The sequence below is a fragment of the Nocardia sp. NPDC050710 genome, from assembly GCF_040654375.1.
GTDB lineage: Bacteria > Actinomycetota > Actinomycetes > Mycobacteriales > Mycobacteriaceae > Nocardia.
The window spans coordinates 80,998-104,308 of sequence record NZ_JBFAHV010000010.1; the positions used below are offsets into that span (position 1 = coordinate 80,998).

General features: G+C 67.2%; 22 protein-coding genes and 1 riboswitch. Of the genes, 13 read left to right on the forward strand and 9 right to left on the reverse strand.

Annotated elements, in window-relative coordinates:
- The first annotated feature begins 38 nt into the window (after positions 1-38).
- Positions 39-233, forward strand: coding sequence for a hypothetical protein (locus AB0H61_RS19225; RefSeq protein WP_357306107.1), 195 nt, complete (start codon positions 39-41; stop codon positions 231-233).
- Positions 234-351: 118 nt separating this feature from the next.
- Here AB0H61_RS19225 and AB0H61_RS19230 read toward each other — a convergent pair whose 3' ends face one another.
- Positions 352-1,035 carry a TetR/AcrR family transcriptional regulator gene (locus tag AB0H61_RS19230; protein ID WP_357306108.1) on the reverse strand — a complete coding sequence of 228 codons (684 nt, stop codon included), beginning with the start codon at positions 1,033-1,035 and terminating at the stop codon, positions 352-354.
- Positions 1,036-1,130: 95 nt separating this feature from the next.
- On the opposite strand from AB0H61_RS19230, the gene AB0H61_RS19235 reads away from it, so the two are divergent.
- The 4 genes from AB0H61_RS19235 to AB0H61_RS19250 all read left to right on the forward strand — a co-directional run bounded on the left by AB0H61_RS19235 (position 1,131) and on the right by AB0H61_RS19250 (position 6,254).
- The gene (locus AB0H61_RS19235) at positions 1,131-2,534 is read left to right on the forward strand and encodes a lipase family protein (protein ID WP_357306111.1); all 1,404 of its coding nucleotides are present in this window, start codon (positions 1,131-1,133) and stop codon (positions 2,532-2,534) included.
- A gap of 165 nt (positions 2,535-2,699) precedes the next feature.
- Positions 2,700-3,206 carry a VOC family protein gene (locus AB0H61_RS19240; RefSeq protein ID WP_357306113.1) on the forward strand — a complete coding sequence of 169 codons (507 nt, stop codon included), beginning with the start codon at positions 2,700-2,702 and terminating at the stop codon, positions 3,204-3,206.
- 187 nt (positions 3,207-3,393) lie between these two features.
- A riboswitch (TPP riboswitch) is annotated at positions 3,394-3,499 on the forward strand.
- Complete coding sequence (gene thiC / locus AB0H61_RS19245; protein ID WP_357306116.1) at positions 3,494-5,122, forward strand: phosphomethylpyrimidine synthase ThiC; 1,629 nt, start codon at positions 3,494-3,496, stop codon at positions 5,120-5,122. Its footprint overlaps the riboswitch before it by 6 nt.
- Positions 5,123-5,459: 337 nt before the next feature.
- Positions 5,460-6,254 (forward strand): thioesterase family protein, encoded by a 795-nt coding sequence (locus AB0H61_RS19250; RefSeq protein WP_357306119.1) that lies wholly within the window; start codon positions 5,460-5,462, stop codon positions 6,252-6,254.
- A 13-nt stretch (positions 6,255-6,267) separates the two neighbouring features.
- On the opposite strand, the gene AB0H61_RS19255 is transcribed toward AB0H61_RS19250, so the two are convergent.
- Positions 6,268-6,675, reverse strand: a complete 408-nt coding sequence (locus tag AB0H61_RS19255; RefSeq protein ID WP_357306121.1) for a VOC family protein — start codon at positions 6,673-6,675, stop codon at positions 6,268-6,270.
- Positions 6,676-6,836: 161 nt separating this feature from the next.
- Entirely contained in the window at positions 6,837-7,487 is a 651-nt protein-coding gene (locus tag AB0H61_RS19260) for a helix-turn-helix domain-containing protein (RefSeq protein ID WP_357306124.1), read from the reverse strand.
- 88 nt (positions 7,488-7,575) lie between these two features.
- Between AB0H61_RS19260 and AB0H61_RS19265 the strand changes: the two genes are divergently transcribed.
- From AB0H61_RS19265 to AB0H61_RS19275, 3 genes are all read left to right on the forward strand, one after another.
- Positions 7,576-8,664: an epoxide hydrolase family protein gene (locus AB0H61_RS19265; protein WP_357306127.1), complete on the forward strand. Its 1,089-nt coding sequence runs from the start codon at positions 7,576-7,578 to the stop codon at positions 8,662-8,664.
- A gap of 67 nt (positions 8,665-8,731) precedes the next feature.
- Positions 8,732-9,868: an epoxide hydrolase family protein gene (locus AB0H61_RS19270; RefSeq protein WP_357306130.1), complete on the forward strand. Its 1,137-nt coding sequence runs from the start codon at positions 8,732-8,734 to the stop codon at positions 9,866-9,868.
- A 180-nt stretch (positions 9,869-10,048) separates the two neighbouring features.
- On the forward strand, positions 10,049-10,672 hold the full coding sequence (locus AB0H61_RS19275) for an SDR family oxidoreductase (protein WP_357306132.1): 624 nt from the start codon (positions 10,049-10,051) through the stop codon (positions 10,670-10,672).
- Positions 10,673-10,850: 178 nt separating this feature from the next.
- Here AB0H61_RS19275 and AB0H61_RS19280 read toward each other — a convergent pair whose 3' ends face one another.
- Positions 10,851-12,023: a GTP-binding protein gene (locus tag AB0H61_RS19280; RefSeq protein WP_357306134.1), complete on the reverse strand. Its 1,173-nt coding sequence runs from the start codon at positions 12,021-12,023 to the stop codon at positions 10,851-10,853.
- 68 nt (positions 12,024-12,091) lie between these two features.
- Here AB0H61_RS19280 and thiD point away from each other — a divergent pair, with 68 nt between their 5' ends.
- Together thiD and AB0H61_RS19290 are read left to right on the forward strand one after the other, a co-directional pair.
- Positions 12,092-12,937 carry a bifunctional hydroxymethylpyrimidine kinase/phosphomethylpyrimidine kinase gene (gene thiD / locus AB0H61_RS19285; protein WP_357306137.1) on the forward strand — a complete coding sequence of 282 codons (846 nt, stop codon included), beginning with the start codon at positions 12,092-12,094 and terminating at the stop codon, positions 12,935-12,937.
- Between the two features lie 403 nt (positions 12,938-13,340).
- Positions 13,341-14,774: an aminobutyraldehyde dehydrogenase gene (locus tag AB0H61_RS19290; protein ID WP_357306140.1), complete on the forward strand. Its 1,434-nt coding sequence runs from the start codon at positions 13,341-13,343 to the stop codon at positions 14,772-14,774.
- A gap of 78 nt (positions 14,775-14,852) precedes the next feature.
- Here the strand turns inward: AB0H61_RS19290 and AB0H61_RS19295 are convergent, their stop codons facing one another.
- A complete protein-coding gene (locus AB0H61_RS19295) occupies positions 14,853-15,578 on the reverse strand; it encodes a TetR/AcrR family transcriptional regulator (protein ID WP_357306478.1) in 726 nt (241 codons plus the stop codon).
- A 141-nt stretch (positions 15,579-15,719) separates the two neighbouring features.
- On the opposite strand from AB0H61_RS19295, the gene AB0H61_RS19300 reads away from it, so the two are divergent.
- The 3 genes from AB0H61_RS19300 (at position 15,720) to AB0H61_RS19310 (ending at position 19,727) form a co-directional block, all read left to right on the forward strand.
- Positions 15,720-16,379 (forward strand): class I SAM-dependent methyltransferase, encoded by a 660-nt coding sequence (locus tag AB0H61_RS19300; protein ID WP_357306143.1) that lies wholly within the window; start codon positions 15,720-15,722, stop codon positions 16,377-16,379.
- A 64-nt stretch (positions 16,380-16,443) separates the two neighbouring features.
- A complete protein-coding gene (locus AB0H61_RS19305; protein WP_357306146.1) occupies positions 16,444-17,727 on the forward strand; it encodes a glycosyltransferase in 1,284 nt (427 codons plus the stop codon).
- Positions 17,724-19,727, forward strand: coding sequence for a glycosyltransferase family 39 protein (locus AB0H61_RS19310; RefSeq protein WP_357306148.1), 2,004 nt, complete (start codon positions 17,724-17,726; stop codon positions 19,725-19,727). The genes AB0H61_RS19305 and AB0H61_RS19310 overlap by 4 nt, the downstream gene beginning before the upstream one ends.
- 7 nt (positions 19,728-19,734) lie before the next feature.
- Here AB0H61_RS19310 and AB0H61_RS19315 read toward each other — a convergent pair whose 3' ends face one another.
- The 4 genes from AB0H61_RS19315 to AB0H61_RS19330 all read right to left on the reverse strand — a co-directional run bounded on the left by AB0H61_RS19315 (position 19,735) and on the right by AB0H61_RS19330 (position 23,310).
- Positions 19,735-20,502 (reverse strand): NAD(P)H-binding protein, encoded by a 768-nt coding sequence (locus AB0H61_RS19315; protein WP_357306151.1) that lies wholly within the window; start codon positions 20,500-20,502, stop codon positions 19,735-19,737.
- Between the two features lie 140 nt (positions 20,503-20,642).
- Entirely contained in the window at positions 20,643-21,257 is a 615-nt protein-coding gene (locus AB0H61_RS19320; RefSeq protein ID WP_357306153.1) for a TetR/AcrR family transcriptional regulator, read from the reverse strand.
- 4 nt (positions 21,258-21,261) lie between these two features.
- A complete protein-coding gene (locus AB0H61_RS19325) occupies positions 21,262-22,044 on the reverse strand; it encodes an enoyl-CoA hydratase family protein (protein WP_357306156.1) in 783 nt (260 codons plus the stop codon).
- A gap of 105 nt (positions 22,045-22,149) precedes the next feature.
- A complete protein-coding gene (locus tag AB0H61_RS19330; RefSeq protein WP_357306158.1) occupies positions 22,150-23,310 on the reverse strand; it encodes an acyl-CoA dehydrogenase family protein in 1,161 nt (386 codons plus the stop codon).
- Position 23,311: the final 1 nt, after the last annotated feature.

Sequence of the window (23,311 nt, forward strand, 5' to 3'; positions counted from 1 at the left end):
GAGGGCGAGTGCCCGGGCAGTAGGACAGAAGGATTCACATGAAGCGCGCTCTCGCGGGAATCGCGGTCATCAGCGCCGTACTAGTTCCCGGTCAGCTCATCGCGGCCACGGCGGCATCGGCGAACCCGAACACCGGTTCCGGATGCACTTCCAGCCAACCGCCGACGTGTTCGCCCGGCGCGGGCGTATTGGTCGGTCTGCTGGACCTCCTGAACACCGGCTCCGCCAAGTAACCGATCCGCGACAGTGTCGACCGGTCTCGCGCAGCCCCGGGCGGGATGCGCACGCTGGTCGACCCTTCCGCGCCGAATATGCTCCGCCGCAACGATGCCCGGTGCACGACGGACCGCCTTATCGCGCCCCGGACCGCCCGGCATCGATGACGGTGAGGAATACCGTCAGATCCTCGATCAACCTCTCCGCCGCATCCGGCGCACCCCCGTCGTCGTGATGATGCAGCCAATCCGCGACGAGCTCGAACATGCCACCGATGGTGGCCAGCGCCAAGGCCATCCGGGCGTGATCGGGCTCGCCCGCCGTCGCACCGGACCACTGCCGATCCAGGAAGGCCGCCGCCCAGCGTCGATTGCCGCGCCGCTGGCGCTCCACCACCGGTGAAATACCGCCCGCCTCACCGAAAGTCACCTTTGCCAGACGCGGATCGTCCGCGATGGCGTGCACGAACGCAGAGACCACCACCGCCGAGCGCTGCGACCAGTCCGACCCCTCCGCTTCGGCCGCCGCGGCCGCCTCGCCGACACGTTGCTGGATCTGCGCGGTGATCTGTTCCAGCAGGGCGATGTAGCACGCTTCCTTGCTCTCGAAGTGGTCGTAGAAACCCTTGGTGCCGACATAGGCATGCTGACAGATCTGTTCTATCGATGTGCCCGAAAAGCTGTGCTCGGCAAATAGTTCGGTGGCGGCGTCGAGCAGTTGGCGACGCCGTTGCGCGCTGCGCTGCTCGGCGTCGAGGCCACGGATCCGGCGCCGCGCCGGTGCCGGGGCGGGCCGCGCGGCGGATTTGCTGCGGGTCATCACACGACTTTAGCGGGAGCCATTTCAACAAGGCATCTTGTTCGTAATATGGCATCGTGCTGTAATCACTGTCACGTCGATGAGGAAGGACGGACGTGTCTGTGATCAAAGGGGATCCGACCGGCATACATCGTCGGGGCATCCGGGCCGTGGCAGCCGCGGTGACCATGGCCGTCACCGCGACCACCGCATTGCTGGCGGGTGGCATCACCGCGCCTCCGGCCATCGCGGTCCCACTGCCGCAACAGGATTCGTTCTATCGACCGCCCGAGGGCTTCGAAACCCGCGAGCCGGGCGATATTCTGCGGTCACGCGAGGTCCGTCTCGCCGTGCTCACACTGCTGCCGCTGAACGTGCGCTCCTGGCAGCTGCTGTACCGCACCACCGACCTGTTCGGGCAACCGGCGGTCGCGGTGACCACGGTGGTACTGCCCGCGGGCGCCGACCCGAACCGGTCCCGGCCGCTGGTATCGCTGCAGTTCTACTACGACAGCGCCAGCCCGGCATGCGCGCCGTCATTCGTACTCCAGCAGGGCGCGGGACTACCCGGCGCGGAGGGGATCCACTCCAATAGCGAACTGATCGCGCTGGCGGCATTGATCAGCCAGGGCTGGGCCATCTCGATCCCCGACTACGAGGGACTCGACGGGCATCTGGCCGCGGCCGAGGAACCCGGCTACATGACACTCGATGGTATCCGCGCCGCCGAACGCTTCGAACCGCTCGGCTTGGACGGCGCCGACACCCCGGTCGCCCTGTGGGGCTACTCCGGTGGTGGCATGGGCACCGGCTGGGCCGCCGAGATGCAGCCGAGCTACGCGCCCGAGTTGAATGTCAAGGGCGCCGCCATGGGCGCACCGGTCTCGGATGTGGAATCCCTACTGCACGTCAACGGGTCTTTGTTCTCGAGCCTGATCGGCATCGGCATCTCCTCGCTGCGCAATGCCTACCCGAAATTCCGCGAGGCCTCCGATCGCTACCTGACCCCCGAGGGCCGGGCACTGATGGAACGGACCCAGGCGCAGTGCCTGCCGCGCAACGCGCTGAGCATGATGTTCGTGGATTACCAACGGCTGCTGACGATTCCGATACCGGAATTCCTCGCGGTGCCGGAGATAGCGGAGGTCTTCGACGCGACCGTACTCGGCCGCAACACCCCCACCACGCCGATCTTCCTCTACCAGGGCGTATTCGACGAGGCGGTGCCGGTGTGGACCAATGATCTTCTGGCGCAACAGTATTGCGCGGCGGGCGCGTCGGTGGTCTACAAACGCGACCATCTCAGCGAACATCTGAGCCTGCCGTCGCTCGGTATGGCGGACACCTTCAATTGGTTGAAGTCGCGCCTGGCCCCGAACGCCACGGACCAGATCGGCTGCCGCACCGAGAATGTTGTCTCCATGCTCGCCGACTTCAACGCGTTGGTCAGCCAGATCGAGATCAACCTCAACGCGACCTTCGGCGCCCTCGGTTTCCCGATCGGCCCGCACGAAAGCTGAGTTGCTCGAACGCTGGGCCGCCCGAACGCCGAACCGCCTGAATATCGGGCCGCCTGAATGCCGAGCCCCGCCCGGAACCGGACCGGTCGGGGCTCGGCCCTTTCCCGGTAAGCCACCATTCAGTGCGGAAGCGATGAATTCCCCGCTTCCGAGGCGTCACCATCGATGCAGGCACAGGCCGACAACCGGGAGACCGTTATGCAGAAGATCGTCACGAACCTCTGGTACGACACCCAGGCCGAGGAGGCCGCCGAGTTCTACTGTTCGCTCTTCTCCGATTCCAAGATCATCGATGTGCAGTACTACAGCGAGGCGGGCCCGCGCGAGTCCAGCCTGGCCATGGTGGTCGACTTCGAGCTCAACGGACAGAGGTTCACCGCCATCAACGGCGGCGGCGAATACCACTACACGCACGCCATGTCGCTGCTGGTGAACTGCGACAGCCAGGAGGAGGTCGACCGCCTCTGGGAGGCGCTGCTCGCCGACGGCGGCCAGGAGATCGAATGCGGGTGGCTCAACGACAAGTACGGCGTACCGTGGCAGATCTGGCCGGTCGAGGCCAATGAGCTGTTCAAGGGCGACCCGGCCGCCGTCACCCGCGCCACCAAGGCCATGTTCGGCATGAAGAAGCTGGACGTCCAGGCCATGCGCGACGCTTACAACGCCGACTGACCTCGCGCTCGGACCGCCCGCGGACTGCACCGCAGGGCGGTCCACGCCCGTCGCGTGCCCGCCGCACGATAGGCCGGTTGTCGAATCGACCAGCCGGTGTAGGTGCTCGGCGGTGGCGAATCGGCGCATCCTCCGATCATCGGGCGGGCGCCCGAGGTGGGCAGGTATGGTCGGGCGGGAAAATTCACATCGCCAACGGGGGCTCGCACCAGCGGGCTGAGAGGACGGCTAACGGGCCGTCGACCGTATGAACCTGACCGGGTAATGCCGGCGTAGGGAGGAAATCCATGACAACCGCACCTGTCGACACCGTGACCACGGGCCCGATCGAAGGCAGCGTCAAGCACTACCGAGAGGTCGACGACCTGCGGATTCCGGTGCGCAGGATCAATCTGACGACCGGCGGGCATTTCGACGTCTACGACACCAGCGGCCCGTACACCGACGAGACGGCCACCATCGATCTCGAAGCCGGTCTGCCCGGCCTGCGCGACGGCTGGGACAAGCCGCAGGTCGAGGGACCGCCGACCCAGCTGGCCTGGGCGCGGCAGGGCATCATCACCCCGGAGATGCGGTTCATCGCCGCGCGCGAGGGCGTGACGCCCGAGCTGGTGCGCGACGAGGTGGCCGCGGGTCGCGCCGTGATCCCCGCCAACCACAAGCATCCCGAGCTCGAGCCGACCATTATCGGCAAGAAGTTCCTGGTGAAGATCAACGCGAATATCGGCAACTCGGCCGTCTCCTCCTCCATTGCCGAGGAGGTCGAGAAGATGGTGTGGGCGACCCGCTGGGGTGCGGACACCATCATGGATCTGTCCACCGGCAAGAACATCCACGAGACCCGCGAGTGGATCCTGCGCAACTCCCCCGTGCCGGTCGGCACCGTGCCGATCTACCAGGCGCTGGAGAAGGTGAACGGTGATCCGACCCAGCTCACCTGGGAGATTTACCGCGACACCGTGATCGAGCAGTGCGAGCAGGGTGTGGACTATATGACCGTGCACGCGGGCGTGCTGCTGCGCTACGTGCCGCTCACCGCGAAGCGCGTCACCGGAATCGTCTCGCGCGGCGGATCCATCATGGCCGCGTGGTGTTTGGCCCACCACCAGGAATCGTTCCTGTACACCCACTTCGAGGAGCTCTGCGAGATCCTCGCGAAGTACGACGTCACCTTCTCCCTCGGTGACGGCCTGCGCCCCGGATCCATCGCCGACGCCAACGACGAGGCCCAGTTCGCCGAGCTGCGGACCCTCGGCGAACTGACCAAGATCGCGAAATCCCATGGCGTGCAGGTGATGATCGAAGGCCCCGGCCACGTGCCGATGCACAAGATCGTGGAGAACGTGCGGCTCGAGGAGGAGCTGTGCGAGGAGGCGCCCTTCTACACCCTCGGCCCGCTCGCCACCGATATCGCGCCCGCCTACGATCACATCACCTCGGCCATCGGCGCGGCGATCATCGCCCAGGCCGGCACCGCGATGCTCTGCTACGTCACCCCGAAGGAGCATCTGGGCCTGCCCAACCGCGATGACGTCAAGGTCGGCGTGATCACCTACAAGATCGCCGCCCACGCCGCGGACCTCGCCAAGGGCCACCCGCACGCCCAGGACCGCGACAACGAATTGTCCAAGGCTCGTTTCGAATTCCGCTGGCGCGACCAATTCGCACTGTCCCTGGACCCGGATACGGCCCGCGAGTACCACGACGAAACCATGCCCGCCGAGCCCGCCAAGACCGCGCACTTCTGCTCCATGTGCGGACCGAAGTTCTGCTCCATGCGCATCTCCGCCGATGTGCGGGAATACGCGGAGAAGCAAGGACTTACGGACGTGGAAGCGCTGGAGGCCGGTATGGCGGAGAAGTCCGCCGAGTTCACCGGAGCCGGTGGTCAGGTCTACCTGCCGGTCGTTTCCTGATCGCGACGCAACCGTTTCCGCGATCCCGGGCCGCACAGCGCGGCCCGGGATCGCGAACGTCGATAGGTTAGTTCAGTGCGGCGGCAGCCGCGAGGGCGTCCGTGCGATCAACAATTCGTTCGGCTTCGGCGGGCACAATGTCGCGCTGGCGTTCGGCCGGGCCTGAGCCCGAAGCCCGCGACGGTTCGCGGGTCCACCGCGATAACAGCGGGTGCGACCAGCCTCCGGGGCGGACCGGAGCCCGATTCGGCCCGGAGTACCGTCCAGGCAGAATCGTTAACCGAACGAACAAACCACCGACCGGCAGAGCCGCCGGTCCGAGGGACGGACGACAACCGTGACCGACGCTTTCTACCTGCCCGATCCGGGGAACCCGAACCGGTTCATCTCCACCGAGCTGACCCGTGGGCCCTGGTCGCCGGATGCCCAGCACGCGGGTCCGCCCTCGGCGCTACTCGGCCACGCGATCGAGCGCTGCGAGCCGCGGGAGGGATTCCAGGTCGGCCGGGTCGCGGTCGAGATCCTGGGCCCGGTGCCGCTGGAGCCGCTCACCGTCGAGACCCGGGTGGTCCGCCCCGGCCGCAGTGTCGAACTGATCCAGGCCACGCTCTCGACCGACCGCGGCCCGGTCATGACCGCCAACGCCTGGCGTTTCAAACTCGCCGACCCGGAACTCGAACTCCCCGAAGGCATTCTGCCGAGCGGCACCCGCCCCGGCCCCGACCAGGCGCCGGAGCCCGCACCGTTCCCGTCCACGCAGCCGGTCGGCTTCCACACCGCGATCGAATATCGGTTCGTGACGGGCGCTTTCACCGAACCGGGCCCCGCGATCTGCTGGATCCGGCTGAAGTATCCGGTCGTCGCGGGCACCACCCCGAGCCCGCTGGAGCGCACGCTGGCCGCCGCGGACTCCGGCAATGGCGTCAGCGCGGTGCTGGATTGGAATCGCTACCTGTTCATCAACACCGATCTGACGGTGACGTTGCACCGGCAGCCGGTGGGCGAATGGGTATGCCTCGACGCCGTCACCTATCCGCAGCCGCACGGCATCGGCCTCGCGGAGTCCACGCTCTTCGACGAGAAGGGCCCGCTCGGCCGCAGCACCCAAACCCTCCTCCTCGGCTCGCGCTGACTCAGGGGTGAGCTTAGGCGCGGCTGGAGATCTGCTGCACGGCCCAGCCGTTGCCGTCCGGGTCGCTGAAGAAGAGGAACCCGACGTTGTCGAGCGGGTCGGGTGTCGGAGTGGGGTTCTGGCCCAGCACCTGGACATCGCCGACCTCGACTCCGCGGGCGACCAATTCGGCGTGCGCCTTGCGGATATCGGGGACAACCAATTGCAGCCCTTGGATGGAACCCGGTTCCATCTTCGGGACCGCGCCCTTGCCGATGACGACGGAGCACCCGGATCCGGGCGGGGTCAGCTGCACGATGCGGATGTCAGCACTGATCACGGTGTCGTGGTCGATCGCGAAACCCAGTTTCTCCGAGTAGAACTCCTTGGCGCGGTCGATATCCGAGACCGGCACGATCACGACTTCGAGTGTCCAGTTCATAGTCAGCCCTTTGCGTTGACAGACGTGGGTATACCTCGCTGTGCAGACGCCCCGGCGCCGCGAAATTCATCGGCGGAAAGCCCGGAGCCGGGCATCGTTTCGGTAAGTGCCGCCAGGCTATCGCGTGCGATCGGCCGAGGCGGTGGATCGACACGGTCCGCTCAGGAGTCGCGGCGCTCCCATCGCCAGGCGAATTCACCCGTCTGCGGTGGGGGGCCCGGGAGATCACCGTCCGCGGCGAGACCGGCGACGAGCAAAGCCAATGTGCGACGGCGCAATTGGGCGGTGCGAGTCGCATCCGGCATGGCGATCGCCGCGCAGGCCTCCAGGACCAGGCCGAGGTCCTGCGAGTTCACTTCGGGACGCAGCCGACCGGTGGCATGCGCGCGGCGCACCAACTCCTCGGTCGCCTCGCCCGAGTGCATGACATCGGGCAGCATCGACTCATCGGGGGTGAAGGTGCCCGCCAGATGCACAGTCAACGAGTGCACGTCGACGTCGACCACGCGCTCCAGGAACCCGACCAGTGCCTGCCAGCCATCCTCTTCCGCCAGCGCGGCGTCGGCCTCCGCGTTGTAGCGGCGCAGCCCGTCGTGGCAGAGCGTGCGCAGTAGCACCTCCTTGCTCGGGTAGCGGCGATACAGCGCGCTGATGCCGACGCCCGCGCGCTCGGCGACGGCGGAGATCGGGGCGTTGGCGTCGGCCAGGAATACCGCGCGGGCAGCCTCGAGGATGAGGCTGTCATTGCGGGCCGCCTGCGCCTTGCGGCCGGGCAAACCCTTCTGAGCTGGCGCATCGGATGTCTTCGGCATGAAATCAGACTAACACTTGAAACGGAATGATCCGTTCTGATACTGTTCAAACAGAACGAAAGATTCCGTTCCAAACGAGGAGATCGTTATGACCGCCAACGCCATCCGCCCCTTCCGCATCGAGATCTCGCAGGCCGACCTGGACGACCTGCAGAACCGACTGGCCCGCACCCGCTGGGCCGACCAGATCCCCGGTTCGGGCGACACCTACGGCGTGAGCGTCGACCGGGTGCGGCACCTCGTCGACTACTGGCGCGGCGGCTTCGACTGGCGAGCCGTCGAGGCGAAGCTGAACGCCTACCCGCAGTTCCGCACCGAGATCGACGGGCAGGACATCCACTTCCTGCACGTGAAGTCGGCAGCGGACAACGCCTTCCCGCTGATCCTGAGCCACGGCTGGCCGGGCACCTTCGTCGAATTCCTCGGTGTCATCGAGCCGTTGACCGCCGCGGGCTACGACCTGGTCATCCCCTCGGTGCCGGGTTACGGCTTCTCCGGTCCGACCACCGAGGCGGGCTGGAACGACACCCGGATCGCCAACGCCTGGGCCGAACTGATGCGGCGCCTCGGATACGAGAAGTACGGCACGGTCGGCAATGACGGCGGCTCCTCGATCTCCCCGGAGGTCGGCCGGGTCGCGCCGGAAAGCGTGGTGGGCGTGCACGTTACGCAGGTGTATTCGTTCCCGACCGGCGACCCCGCGGAGCTGGCCGACCTGACCGAGGACGAGCAGCAGTCGCTGGCCACGCTGGACTGGTTCGTGAAGAACAAAATGGGCTTCAACGTGTTGCAGTCACAGCAGCCGCAGACGCTGGCACACGCCATCATGGATTCCCCCGCGGGCCTGGTGGGTTGGAACAGCCAGCTGCTCGGCCCGGATCTGGACAACGAATTCGTGCTGACCAATATCGCGATCCACTGGTTCAGCGGCAGCGCGGGTTCGGCGATCCGGCACTACTTCGAGAAGGCGCAGGCGCAGCACCCGACCGAGCCCACCACGGTGCCACTGGCGCTGTCCGGTTCGGCGGGCGACTTCCACGGCATCCGGCGCTTCGCCGAACGCGACCACAACATCGTCTCGTGGCAGACGCACAACGTGTACACCCACTACTTGCACCATGTGGCGCCGGAACTGATGGCGGACGAGATCGCGAAGTTCTTCACCCAGTACCGCTGACATCGTCATCGCGGCCCGCGCCCATCCGCGCGGGCCGCACTTCCCAAGCCTCGCTAGGAGTCCGAACATGAACGCCATCAAGCCCTTCCGCATCGACATCCCGCAGACGAAGCTCGACGACCTGGCCGACCGGCTACACCGGGCACTGTGGCCCGACGAACTCCCCGGCGTCGGCGACGCCTACGGGGTGTCCAACAATCGGGTGCAGAGCCTCACCCGGTACTGGCTGGAGCAATTCGATTGGCGAGCGCTGGAGGCGCGGCTGAACGCACTGCCGCAGTTCACCACCGAGATCGACGGCGAGGACATCCATTTCCTGCACATCCGCTCGTCCCGGCCCGACGCCACACCGGCAATCCTCACCCACGGCTGGCCGGGCACCATTCTCGAATTTTTGAATATCATTGCGCCACTGACCGAACCGGAATCGGCGGATGCGCCCGCCTTCCACGTCGTGATCCCCTCGCTGCCCGGCTTCGGCTTTTCCGGGCCCACCCGCAGCACCGGCTGGAATCGTCACCGCACCGCCCGAGCCTGGCTGGAACTGATGTCCCGCCTCGGCTACCAGAAGTTCGGCGCGATCGGCAACGATGCCGGTTCGATGATCTCCCCCGAAATGGCCCGGATCGCACCGGACCGGTTGCTGGGAATCCATGTGACGCAGCTGTATTCGTTCCCGTCCGGTGATCCGGCCGAGTTCGAGGGTCTATCCGGCGAGGATATGGCGGCGCTGGGGCACCTGCAGTGGTTCCACGACAACAAGATGGCCTTCAACACGCTGCACAGCCAGCAGCCGCAAACGTTGGCCTTCGCATTGGCCGATTCGCCGGTGGGTCTACTCGGTTGGAACGCACAGCTTTTCGGTGCGAGCCTGGATCTCGACTTCATTCTCGGCAATGTCGCCATCCTCTGGCTGACCGGGACCGCGGGCTCGTCCATCCGGTTCTACTACGAGGACGCCCACACCGCCGAGCAGCCGCAGCAACCGACCACGACGCCCATCGGGCTGGCCATGTTCAAGGGTGATTTCCAGTCCATCCGCCGCTTCGCCGAGCGCGACCACGAGAACATCGTCAGCTGGAACTCCTACGATCCGGGAATTCCCGCGGGCGGACCCAACGACGCGGCCGGACACTACGCCGCGCACGAGGCGCCCGAACTGCTGGTCGGCGATATCCGTCGCTTCTTTTCGCAGGTCATCTAGGTTTTCGCAGCGTCGAGCGCGGCCCGTTACCCGGTCTCCGGGGCACGGGCCGCGAGGCGTTTTCCGGCCATGGACACTCGCTTATGTCCGCGAGACGCACGACCATGGTTCGGGGCTCTCTCCGCTGATGTACTGGATTCACCAACAGCTCAACAGCTTTGAAACACAGGGAGAGAAACCATGAAAATCGCAGTCTTCGGAGCCACCGGTACCGTCGGTCGTCTGGTCGTCGAGCAGGCGCTGGAGCAGGGGCACGAGGTGACGGCCTTCACCCGCAACGCCGCCGGCATCGCGCAGCGCCACGAGCGGCTGCGCATTGTCGAGGGCGATGTGTTCGATACCCACGCGGCCGAGCGGGCGGTGGCCGGTCAGGACGCGGTGATCGTCGCGCTCGGCGACGGCCGCAAGGGCCTGGTTCGCTTCGCCGGCACCAAGGCGGTCGTCGAGGCGATGCAACGGACCGGGGTGAAGCGGCTGATCTGCCAGAGCAGCCTCGGGGTCGGCGACAGCCGCGGCAACCTCAACTTCCTGTGGAAGTACCTGCTGTTCGGGATGCTGCTGCGCAAGGCGTACAACGACCACGTGAAGCAGGAGGAGCTCGTCCTGGCGAGCGATCTGGACTGGACCATCGTGCGGCCGAGCGCCTTCACCGACGGACCGCGCACCGGCAGCTTCCGCCGCGGCTTCCCGGCCGACGCGAAGGGGCTCACGCTGAAGATCTCCCGCGCCGATATCGCGGATTTCCTGCTCGAGCAGCTGACCGATACGACCTACGTCCACCAGGCTCCGGGCATTTCCCACTGAGGACGGCGGCATATGCCGCGCCCGCGCGATCGGCCGGATCCCCCCGCGACCCACGCCCCGAAGTTCGGGAGCGTGGGTCGCGGACGAACTCGCTGTACCACGTCGCTCCTATACGACGCGGCGCCGGCGAGTGGGCTCTCCCGGAGCGGGCCACCGGTGCCTTGCCACACTGCTCACTTCAGGCGTGTTCGTGCAGATCGCCCCACGCCGGGAAGGGGTCGGGGTAGGCGGACCATTCCGTTGGGCCCGCGGCGAATTCGGCATCGGTGAGCAGAGCGGCGTCCAGCAGGGCGCGGACGTGATCGCCGTCGAGCCGCACGCCGATGAAGACGATCTCCTGCCCGGCGGGGACTTCCAACGACGACCACCAGGCCGCGGGTTCGAAGGTCAGGTTCGGCCCGGCCTGCGACCAGACCGCCGCGAAACCGGGACGGCTGGCGAGCCAGCAGAAACCCTTGCTACGCAATATGCCTCGGAGTTGATTCAGTGCGTCGGCGAGGCGCCCGGGGTGGAACGGCCGTTCCGCGGCGTAGGTGATGCTGCGGATGCCGTACTCCTCGGTCTCGGGGATATGCCCACCCGCCAATTCCTCGGCCCAGCCCTCGGTTTCGGCGGCGACCACCGGGTTGTAGCGGCCGGTGTCGAGCACCTCGGCCAAATCCACCTCACCGTTCGCGATACGCAGCACCTGCGCGCGTGGATTCAGCCTGCGCACCGTGGCCTCCACGGTTCCCGCCGCGTTATCGCTCACCAGATCGGTCTTATTGATGAGCAGTACATCGGCGAATTCCACCTGATCGACAAGCAGATCCGCGATGGTGCGGGTATCCCCTTCGCCCACTTCGAGATTCCGCTCGGCAAGGGCTTGGCCGCGAGCCACCTCGGCGAGAAAGGTCGAGGCGTCGACCACGGTCACCATGGTGTCGAGCCGAGCGATATCGCCGAGCCGGAAGCCGTCCTCGAATTCCCAGTCGAAGGTGGCGGCAACCGGCATCGGCTCGGAGATCCCGGTCGACTCGATGACCAGCTGATCGAAGCGACCCTCCTTGGCCAGCCTGCCGACCGCCTCGATCAGATCCTCGCGCAGCGTGCAGCAGATGCACCCGTTGGTGAGTTCGACCAGCTTCTCCCGCGTCCGATCCAGCTGCCCCTGGCCCGCCACCAGCGCGGCGTCGATATTGACCTCACTCATGTCGTTGACGATGACCGCCACCCGACGGCCCTCCCGGTTGGCGAGGATGTGGTTGAGCAGCGTGGTCTTGCCCGCGCCCAGGAAGCCGGACAGCACGGTGACGGGCAGCAGGTCGGTGCGCGATGATGTGGTCACAAAGTTAATGATAACGATTGTCATTAACAATCACTCATCGGGTCCCGCTCCCACACACTCCGAGCCGGGGCGAGACGTCGTAGGGTCGTCCCGTGAAGCTGTTGCCGATTCCCGCGAACGGGGAGACCCCCATTCGCGTCCTGACCATTGCGGGCACCGACTCCGGCGGCGGCGCCGGAATCCAGGCCGATACCAGGACCATGGCGCTGTGCGGTGTGCACGCCCTGGTCGCGGTGGCCGCGGTGACGGTGCAGAACTCGGTGGGGGTGAGCGGCTTCCACGAGATCCCGCCGCGGGTCGTGGCGGATCAGGTGCGCTCGGTGGCGGGCGATATCGGTGTCGGCGCGGCCAAGACCGGCATGCTGGCCTCGACCGCGATCATCGAGGCGGTTGCCGAGGTCTGCCGGGAGGTCGGTATCGGCCGCGACGGCGCTGTACCGCTCGTGGTCGATCCGGTGGCGGCCTCCATGCACGGCGATCCGCTGCTGCACGAGGAGGCACTGGATGCGGTGCGGCACACGCTGATTCCGCTCGCCACCGTGGTGACGCCGAATCTCGACGAGGTCCGGCTGATCACCGGCATCGACGTCACCGACGACGCGAGCGCCCGGCGCGCCGCCGAGGCCCTGCACGCGCTCGGCCCGAAATGGGTCATCGTCAAGGGCGGCCACCTGCGCTCCTCGCGGTACAGCACCGACCTGCTCTTCGACGGCGATCGGTTCCTCGAGTACCCCGCACCCCGCATCGAAACCGGCAACGATCACGGCGGCGGCGACACCCTCGCCGCGTCCATCGCCTGCGCCCTGGCCCACGGCTATCCGGTCCCCGAGGCCGTCGAGTTCGGCAAGGAATGGACCCGCCGCTGCCTGGAAGCCGCCTACGACCTCGGCGCGGGCCACGGTCCGGTGTCCCCGTTCTGGCGCCTGAACCAGTCCTGAATCCGGGCGGTCGCGTGCCGCAGAAACTTGTCGGTGGGTGGGTTCAGACTGTGGTTGTCGCAAACAGATCGGCCTCAATGGCGCGGCCGAGCGAGAACAGCGTCGTTCGAATGGATGCGACGAGGTACTACGTTCGCCAGGCGTGACGGCGTCACCGATGGGCAGCGTGGTAGTCCGCCGGTGTCGGCGGAGCACAGCCACCGCGTCTCGTCGGTGGGCGTGAAAGTCCTGTACGAACACCAGGGCGGCGGTCACGCAGGCGACGTAGTCCATGAGCATGTCGTGCAAGAACACCGACGAGTGCGCGCCGGGTGTCACCCGGTGGCGATAACATCGAAAGGCTACTGAACAAGCTCTGCGCCAGAGGATTGTCGGCTGAACGACGCAACCGAGGAGCAGCATCATGACAGTGGTCCAGAACTTCATCGACGGCAAGCTCGTCGACTCGGTAAGTGGTGCGACGATGGCACTCGTCGACCCCACCACGGGCGATCAGTACGGCACCGCCCCGGTGTCGAACGAACAGGACATCGATAACGCGTACGCGGCGGCGGCCAAGGCGTTCTGCGACTGGAAGCGCACGACGCCGTCGCACCGCCAGATGGCGCTGCTCGATTTCGCCGACGACTTGGAGAATGTCGCCGACGCGCTGGTCGAGGCCGAGGGCCGCAACACCGGCAAGCCGAACCACCTCACCTCAGCCGTGGAAATCCCGCAGATGCTGGACCAGACCAGGTTCTTCGCGGGGGCGGCACGGGTTCTGGAGGGCAAGTCGGCCTGCGAGTACCTGGCGGGCCATACATCGTGGATCCGCCGGGAGCCGATCGGCGTCATCGGGCAGGTGACACCGTGGAACTACCCGATGATGATGGCGATCTGGAAGTTTGTTCCCGCGATCGCGGCGGGCAACACCGTGGTGATCAAGCCGAGCGACACCACCCCGGTGACGACGGTGATGCTGGCCGAACTGGCCTCCGAGCACCTACCGCCGGGCGTGCTCAACGTGGTTACCGGTGACCGGAGGACCGGTGCGGCGGTAGTGGCGCATCCGACCCCGGCGATGGTGTCGATCACCGGTTCGATCGCCGCGGGACGTGCGGTCGCGGAGTCGGCCGGAAGCCGCCTGAAGCGCACCCATCTGGAGTTGGGCGGCAAGGCGCCGGTAATAGTGTTCCCCGACGCCGATATCGCCGCGGCCGCCAAGGGCATCGCGGCCTCGGGCTATTTCAACGCCGGGCAGGATTGCACGGCGGCCACCCGGGTCCTCGGTCACGCCTCGGTCGCCGATGATTTGACCGCGGCGCTGGCCGAGCAGGCCGGCAGTGCGACAACGACATTCGGCAAGGCCGCCGATGACGAGACCGCCTGGGTGCCACCGGTCAACAACGCCGACCAACTACAGCGGGTGCTCGGCTTCCTCGATCAGGTGCCCGATCACGCTTCGGTTATGGTCGGCGGGCACCGGCAGGGTGACCACGGCTATTACGTCGAGCCGACGGTCATCGGCGGGCTGCTCCAGGATGACGGGCTGAGCCAGCACGAGATCTTCGGCCCGGTGATCACCGTGCAGTCGTTCACCGACGAAGACGAGGCGGTCCGATGGGCCAACGGCGTCGAATACGGTCTGGCGTCCTCGGTGTGGACCAAGGACGTGTCGAGGGCGCTGCGCGTATCGGCCGCCCTCGACTTCGGCTGCGTGTGGATCAACACCCACACCGCGCTGATCGCCGAGATGCCGCACGGCGGGTTCAAGTCGTCCGGGCACGGTAAGGACCTATCGATGTACGGGCTGGAGGACTACACCCGCATCAAGCATGTGATGGCCAGAATCGACTGACCGGCCTCGGCCGATCAGAGCCGGAAAGTGTTGGAACGCACCGACGCCGGGAGGATGCCCCGAAGCGACCGGCACGAGTCACGGGGATGTGGAGAAAGCCTGGTGCAGCGGCAGGTCGGCGTCGATGACGATGCCGTTGAGGCGAGCGCTGGCCTCCGCGAGCGCGGAGATGATCTCGCCGAGATAGGCGACGAATTTCTCGATGGGCATGGCATTGCCGTGCAGGCGGTTGGCGCCCAACCACCAGTCGGTGGCGGAGGCGACGGCGCCGAAGATCGAGTAATTGACCAGCTCGACACTGGCGACGTCGAACGATTCGTCCTCGACGAGCCCGGCGAGCAGATCCGCGGCGCGGCGCGCGGATTGGCGGGCCGACTGCAAGGCCCGCGCGGATTCGTCGGTCTGCTGCGTGAAGTGGCTGTGCAACATGAAACGGAAGACATTGGGGTGCTCGGTGACCACGAGCACGTATTCGGCGGCGCCCCGACGCACCAGCTCCCGCGCCGAATCGTGGGTCAGATCAATGCTGGAGATGATGCGCTCCCACAGCATGTCGCGGACCCGGTCGACGATGGCGTTGTAGAGGTCGGTCTTATCCTCGAAATGCCGGTACAGCTTCGGCTTCGCCGCACCGGCCTCCTTGGCGATATCGCCCATGCTGACCTCGGGCCCGTATTTGTCGAGCGCACGGAAGGCGGCGTCGACGAATTCGTCACGCACCTTCAGCCGATGCTCGCGCCACCGCTCGGTGCGGGCGTCGACGCGCTTGGGCGGCGCCTCGTCTAGTTTCCGGCCGCGTTGCATCACGAATCCGACCGTACCAACCCGCGATACGACCCCGGTCACCTCGGTCGGCCGCGCCTGATATTCCTCGACCGGCTGTCCATATTGCCGAAACGGCAAGGAAACTGGCACGGTGCGGCGGACCGGGCCCACCATGTCGGCATGACCGATACCGCCGCGCCGAGCAGCGCACAGGAGTACTGGGAAGGCTTCTATCGGGAGCGTGACCAGATATGGACCGGCAACCCGAACCCGCTGCTGGTGCGCGAGGCGACCGATCTCGCCCCCGGCACCGCACTCGACCTCGGCTGCGGCGAGGGCGCCGACGCGATCTGGCTGGCACAGCGCGGATGGCGAGTGACCGCCGTCGATATCTCCGCGACCGCGCTGGGCCGGGCCGCCGCACACGCCGACTCCGCCGGTGTCGCGGACCACATCGTCTGGGCCGAGCACGATCTCGCCCGGTCGTTTCCGGATGGTGCGTTCGATCTGGTGTCGGCGCAGTTCTTCCATTCTCCCGTCGCGCAGGCCGACGAACGTACGGCGGTGCTGCGCCGGGCCGCCGCGGCGGTGGCATCGGACGGGGTATTGCTGATAGCGGGACATGCGGGCTGGCCCACCTTCGCCCAGCACTCGCACGCCGACCATGCCCGCCCCGATGTGCACTTCCCGACGATTCCCGAGGTGTTGGACGGACTCGCGCTGGCGCCGGGCGAGTGGCAGGTCGAGGCCGACGACGAGGTCGAGCGGGAGATGACCGGGCCCGACGGTCAGCGGGGGCGGCGCGTCGACCATATCCTGCGCATCCGCCGCACAGCCTAGGGTCCCAGCAACCTCACAGCTGGAATCCAGCTTGCCTGTAGCGCGGCTGTCGAAGGTAGTCGGCATGACCGATACCGCGACCGCCGCGCACCGGGCGGAACCGATCGAAGCGGTGATCACACCCGTGCTCGACGTCGTGATCCCCGTCTACAACGAAGAGGCCGACCTCGGGATATGCGTGCGCAGGCTGCACGCCCACCTGCATGACGGATTCCCGTTCCCGGCCCGGATCACCATCGCCGACAATGCGAGTACCGACGACACCATGCGGGTCGCGCGGCTGCTCGCGGATGAACTCGACGGCGTCCGGGTGGTGCATCTGGACGCCAAGGGACGAGGCCGGGCGCTGCGGGCGGTGTGGGAGCGCTCCGACGCGCAGGTCGTCGCCTATATGGACGTCGATCTGTCCACCGACCTCAACGCCTTGCTTCCGCTGGTCGCGCCCCTCATCTCCGGGCACTCCGATGTGGCTATCGGGACCCGGCTCGATGCGGCGTCGCGGGTAGTGCGAGGCCCCAAGCGCGAATTCATTTCCCGTTGCTACAACCTGATCCTGCGGGCCTCGCTGCGGGCACGGTTCTCCGATGCCCAGTGCGGGTTCAAGGCGATGCGCACCGAGATCGCGCGACGGCTGCTGCCACTGGTCGAGGACGGCGAATGGTTCTTCGACACCGAACTGCTGGTGCTCGCCGAGCGCGCGGGACTGCGCATCCACGAGGTGCCGGTCGACTGGATCGACGATCCGGACAGCCGGGTGGATATCGTCGATACCGCGCGCAAGGATCTGCTCGGGGTGTGGCGGCTGGCGCGCGGGCTGACCACCGGAGCGCTGCCGCTGGAGGAACTGCGCCGCGCGGTGGGCCGTGAACCACTGGTGCCCGGGGTGCCGCTCGGCATGGTCGGGCAGGTGGTGCGATTCGCCATCGTCGGCGTCGTATCCACCCTCGCCTATGCGCTGCTGTACATGCTGTTGCAGCCGTTCGCGGGCGCCCAGATCGCGAATCTCGTCGCATTGCTGGTGACCGCGATCGGAAATACCGCGGCCAACCGGACCTTCACCTTCGGCGTGCGCGGATCGAACGGCGTTGTCGCACACCAGTTCCAAGGGCTGCTCATCTTCGGCTTCGGGTTACTGGTCACCAGCGGATCACTGTTCGCGCTGCACCGCTGGGCGCCGGACGCGTCGGTGCATCTGGAGCTCGTTGTCCTGGTGCTCGCCAACCTGGTCGCCACCCTGACCCGATTCATCGGTCTGCGCTGGGTCTTCCGCGATAGCGGACCGACCGGGGAGCCGCGGCGCGCGCCCGCCTGCACCGGTTCCGAATTCGAGGGGGCGGACAACCGATGACCGCCACATTGACACCGCGGCCCGCCATCCGGCCGCGAAAATCGCTGCCCCGCCGCGGAATCGACTGGGAATATCGGACGCTGGCCGCCCTGCTGCTCGGCACCGGCCTCGCCTACCTGTGCAATCTGAGCGCCAACGGCTGGGCCAACTCCTTCTATTCGGCGGCGGTGCAGGCGGGTTCGCAATCCTGGGAGGCATTCTTCTTCGGCTCCTCGGATGCGGCCAACTCGATCACCGTCGATAAACCACCGGCCTCGCTGTGGTTGATGGAGCTGTCGGTGCGGGCGTTCGGGCTCAACAGCTGGAGCATCCTGGTCCCCGAAGTGCTGCTCGGCGTCGCCTCGGTGGCGCTGCTGTGGGCAACGGTGCGCCGACCGTTCGGGCCTGCCGCCGGGCTGCTCGCCGGACTCGTCCTGGCCGTTACTCCCGTTGCGGCGCTGATGTTCCGGTTCAACAATCCGGACGCGCTGCTGGTCTTCCTGATGGTGGGCGCGGCCTGGGCGATGACGCGGGCTGTCGAGGACGGCCGCACCCGCTGGCTGGTGCTCACCGGTGCGTTCATCGGATTCGGCTTCCTCACCAAGCAATTGCAGGTGCTACTGGTGGTGCCCGCGCTGGCGCTGACCTATCTGATCGCCGGGCCGCCCAAACTCGGCACCCGGATCACGCAGTTGCTGGCCGCCGGTGCGGCGATGATCGTCGCGGCTGGATGGTGGCTGTTGGCGGTCGAGCTGTGGCCCGCGCAATCGCGGCCGTGGATCGGTGGCTCGCACAATAATTCGATCCTGGAGCTGACGCTGGGCTACAACGGGCTCGGCCGTTTGAACGGCAATGAACGCGGCAGTGTCGGCCCCGGCGGTGAACTCCCCGCCGGCGGCAACGGAATGTGGGGCAGCACCGGGATCACCCGAATGTTCGAACCCGCCCAGGGCGGTCAGATCGCCTGGCTCATCCCGGCGGCGCTGATCGGTCTGGTCGCCGGAATCCTGCTGCGCGGCAGGGCCGCACGCACCGACAGCCAGCGCGCCGCCCTCATCCTGTGGGGTGGCTGGGGGCTGATGACCGGCTTGGTGTTCAGCTATATGGCGGGCATATTCCACCAGTACTACACCGTGGCACTCGCGCCCGCGGTCGCCGCACTGGTCGGCGCGGGCACGGTACAACTGTGGCGCGAGCGTGGCAGGCTGTGGGTACGGCTCGTGCTGGCCCTCGCGATCGGTCTCAGCACCGCGACATCGTGGATGTTGTTGTCGCGCAGCGCGAGTTTCCTGCCCTGGCTGCGGTGGACGGTGCTGGCCGTCGGGATGGTGGCGACCATTGCCGTCGCCTTCCCTGCCCCGCGGAAGGCCACCGTGGCCGCGGCGGTGGCGGTCGCATTCGTCGGACTGGCCGGACCGGTCGCCTACACCGTCGACACCATTGCCACGGCGCACCAGGGTTCGATTCCGTCGGCCGGGCCGAATGTCGGCGGTATGCACGGCCCGGGGCCGATGCGTGCCGACGGTGACGCCGGTGCGATGCCCGGTCCGGGCGGACGGAATACCCGGCCCGACGGTCGCATTCCGGCCGACGGCGGCGCGAATACCGGTCCGGGCGGTGCGACCACCGCCGGTCCGGATGGGGACGCGATGACGGGCGGATTGCTCGGCGCGAGCCGCCCGAGCGACCGCGTGGTGGCACTGTTGGAAAACGATGGCGGAGAGTACACCTGGGTGGCGGCCGCGATCGGCTCGAACAGCGCCGCGGGCTTCCAGCTGGCCACCGAACTGCCCGTAATGCCGATCGGCGGCTTCAACGGCAGTGACCCGTCACCGACGCTCGAACAGTTCCAGCAGTATGTCGCGCAGGGCAAGATCCACTACTTCATCGGTGGCGAGAGTCGCGGGGATCGCGGTGGCGACGCCTCGACCGGCGCCGCGATCACCCAATGGGTGCGGGAGCACTTCACCGCCACCGAGGTGGACGGGGTCACGCTCTACGACCTGACCGCCGCCCGGTGATGTTCGCTCAGTTGGCGGCCAGCCACTCGGCGAAGGTCGGGCCGCCGAGCTTCGCGTGCGCGCCGGGCAGCAACGTGCCGTTCTCGAACTGCTCGCGGTCCGGGTTGGCGGGGTCGCTGACCTCCTGGATCCGGACCGGGCTGCCGAGCGCGGCCACCAGCTGCGCGGCGGCGCCCGCCATGGTCTCCGGTCGCGGGCCCGCGACCTCGGGGAACGGGCCGTCGGTGCGGACCGGTGCGGTATCGACGGCCATTTCGACCAGTGCCTCGGCGACCGTGCGGGCGGCCACCAGCTGCGTCCGCATATTCGCCAGGTAGGCGACCTCACCCTGGGTGCCCCACTGCACCATCACCTCGACCAGTTCGTGGAACTGCGCGGCCCGCAGGATCTGCACCGGCAGCGGGCCTTCGAGCAGCGCCCGCTCGTGCGCCAGTTTGGCCGCGTTATAGCCCGCGACCGAATCATCGATGCCGATGATGGAGACCACGACCAGCTTCTCGACGCCGGTCTTCCGGCCCGCCTCGTGCAGGTTCCCGGCCGCGGCGGTGAAGAATTCGGTGGCGATGTCCTTATCGGCGGACGGGGTGCTGGAGGCGTCGATCACGACCTGAACGCCCTCCAGCGCCTCGACCAGCCCCCGGCCGGTCTCGATATCCACACCGTTCGCGCGGGAGAACGCGACCACCTCGTGGCCCTGCTCGTGCAGCACGTCCACCACATGCTTGCCCAGCCGCCCGGTCGCACCGGCCACCGCGATCTTCATCGGCTTCGTCATTTCGCTGCTCCTTGTTCTCGGCTCTTTCGCGGCGTTGTTCCGCGTTCACAGGGAGGACGACGCAGCGCAGGCGAGTGTGACATCGCGAGAAAAGCCATTGAACCGCAAGGCATTATCCGGGCCAGGCGGAGGAATGATCCTCAGCGGGGTGCGCCGAGGGCGGCGTGCAGAGTCGCCGACCACTGCTGGATGATCTCCTTGCGGCGGGCCGAGTCATCGGTCAGGACATCGGCGAGCCCGAGCCCGCGGGCCAGGTCCAGGGTGGCCTGGACCAAGTGGTGCGCGACCGGATCGGTGTCGTCGACGCCGAGCGCCTCCACCGCGCGGCGATGCGACGCGCGACCGAACCTCGCCTCCAGCGGTACGATTCGCTCCCGCAGCGCCGGATCGGCGGCCGCATGCGTCCACACCTGGAGCGCCGCCTTGAACAGCGAACTGGTGTAGGACTCGACCAGGCCCGCCACCACGGCCTCGGTGCGTGCGACGCCGTCGACCTGCTCCGTCAGCGTCGCTGCCTCCTCCTTGGCCTGCTCGTTGCGGGTGTCGAACATGTACTCGAGTGCGGCGGTGATCAGATCCTCCCTGGTCGGGAAGTGATGCTGCGCCGCGCCACGCGACACCCCGGCCCGTTCGGCGACCACCGCGACGGTGGCAGCGGCCCAGCCGGTCTCGGCTAGGCAGTCGATGGTCGCCTCCAGCAGGCGCTGCCGGGTGGCACGGCTGCGGTCCTGCTTGGGTTCGTGAGGTGTCGCCATGGGATTATTCTGCCCAGCTCGGCGGACGGCGCTGTAAGAAGGCCAGCATGCCCTCATGCACCTCTGGGGTGCCGAAGAAGCTCGCCGAGCGCCGGGCGAGTTCCTCGGCGGAGTCGTCGAACCCGGCCAGGATCTCCGCGTTGACGAGCCGCTTGGCCTCGGCCAAGCCCTGCGGGGACCCCTTGCGCAGCTCTCCGCAGAGCCGTTTCACCTCGGCGGCCGGGTCGGCGGCGGTGACCGTGACCAGCCCGATCTGCTCGGCGATAGCGGCATCGAACTTCTCGCCGGTCAGGTAGTACCTGCTCGCCGCGCGGGGGTCCAGCCGGGGCAGCAGGGTCAGCGAAATCATGAACGGCGCCAACCCGATTCGCACCTCGGTCAAGGCGAAGGAGCTGCCCGGCCCGGCCACCACCAGATCGCAGCCCGCGACAATGCCCATGCCACCGGCCCGCACATTCCCGTCGATCTGCGCGATCACCGGCTTCGGAATCTCCACCAATCGGCGCAGCACGCCGATCATCACCCGGGTGCGCTCGTCGGCGGCGACGGCCGGATCGGCATTGCTGGCCTCGCTGAGATCCGCACCCGCGCAGAAGGTATTGCCGTTGTGCGCCAATACGATTCCGCGCACCGAGGGATCGGCGGCCGCGTCATCGAGCCCCCGCAGTAGTTCGGCCACCAACCGCGACGACAGGGCGTTGCGGTTGTGCGGCGAATCGAGGGTGAGCGTTGCGAAGCCGTCCCGGACCTCGTACCGGACGTACGGCGCGGTGGTTGGGTCGCTCAAGGTGTCCTCCGTGTGATCGAGACCCGGCCTAGGCGGACATTCCGGCCCGCAGCGAACGGAAAACCGTCACGCATGCGGAGGAATGTCCGCCCAGGCCGGTGGGCATCAGTACGACTTCGGCAGACCCAGCGAGTGCTGGGCGACGAAATTCAGCACCATCTCACGGCTCACCGGCGCGATCCGGCCGATGCGGGAGGCGGCCAGCATGGAGGCCAGGCCGTAATCCTTGGTCAGGCCCGCGCCGCCGTGCGTCTGGATGGCCTGATCCAGCGCCTTGATACTCGCCTCGGCCGCAGCGTATTTCGCCATATTCGCCGCTTCCGCCGCGCCCATCTCGTCGCCTTCGTCGTACAGCGCGGCGGCCTTCTGCATCATCAGCTTGGCCATCTCGAGTTCGATCTTCACCTGCGCCAGCGGATGCGAAATGCCCTGGTGCGCACCGATCGGCGTCTTCCAGACCGTGCGTTCCTTGGCGTACTCGACGGCCCGGTCGATGGCATAGCGGCCGAGGCCGATGGCCATCGCCGCACCCATGATCCGTTCCGGGTTCAAGCCCGCGAACAACTGCATCAGCGCCGCGTCCTCCTTGCCGACCAGCGCGGTGGAAGGTAGGCGGACGTCGTCGAGGAACAGGTTGTACTGGTGGTCCGGCTCGATAATGTCCATCTCCTGCGCCACCTTGGTGAAACCGGGGGCGTCGGTGGGCACGATGAACAGCGCGGGCTTGAGCTTGCCGGTCTTGTGGTCCTCGGTGCGCGAGACGATGAGCACCGCCTCGGCCTGGTTCACGCCGGAGATGAAGATCTTGCGGCCGTTGAGGATCCAGTCCTCGCCATCGCGGCGGGCGGTGGTGGTGATCTGGTGCGAGTTGGAACCGGCGTCCGGTTCGGTGATGCCGAAGACCATCTTGCCGGTGCCGTCGGCGAGTTTGGGCAGCCATTCCTGCTTCTGCTCGTCGGTGCCGTACTTGGTGATGATGGTGCCGCAGATAGCCGGGGAGACCACCATGAGCAGCAGACCCGCGCCCTGCGCGGAGAGCTCCTCCATCACCAGCGACAGCTCGTACATGCCCGCGCCACCGCCGCCGTACTCCTCCGGCAGGTTGACGCCGAGGAAGCCGAGTTTGCCCGCCTCCTGCCACAATTCGTCGAGCGGCTCGTTCTTGCGCGCCTTCGGTAGCACATAGTCGCGGTAGCTGTACTTCGCGGCGAGCGCGGCCACCGCGGCCCGCAATGCCTTGCGCTCTTCGGATTCGATGAAACTCATT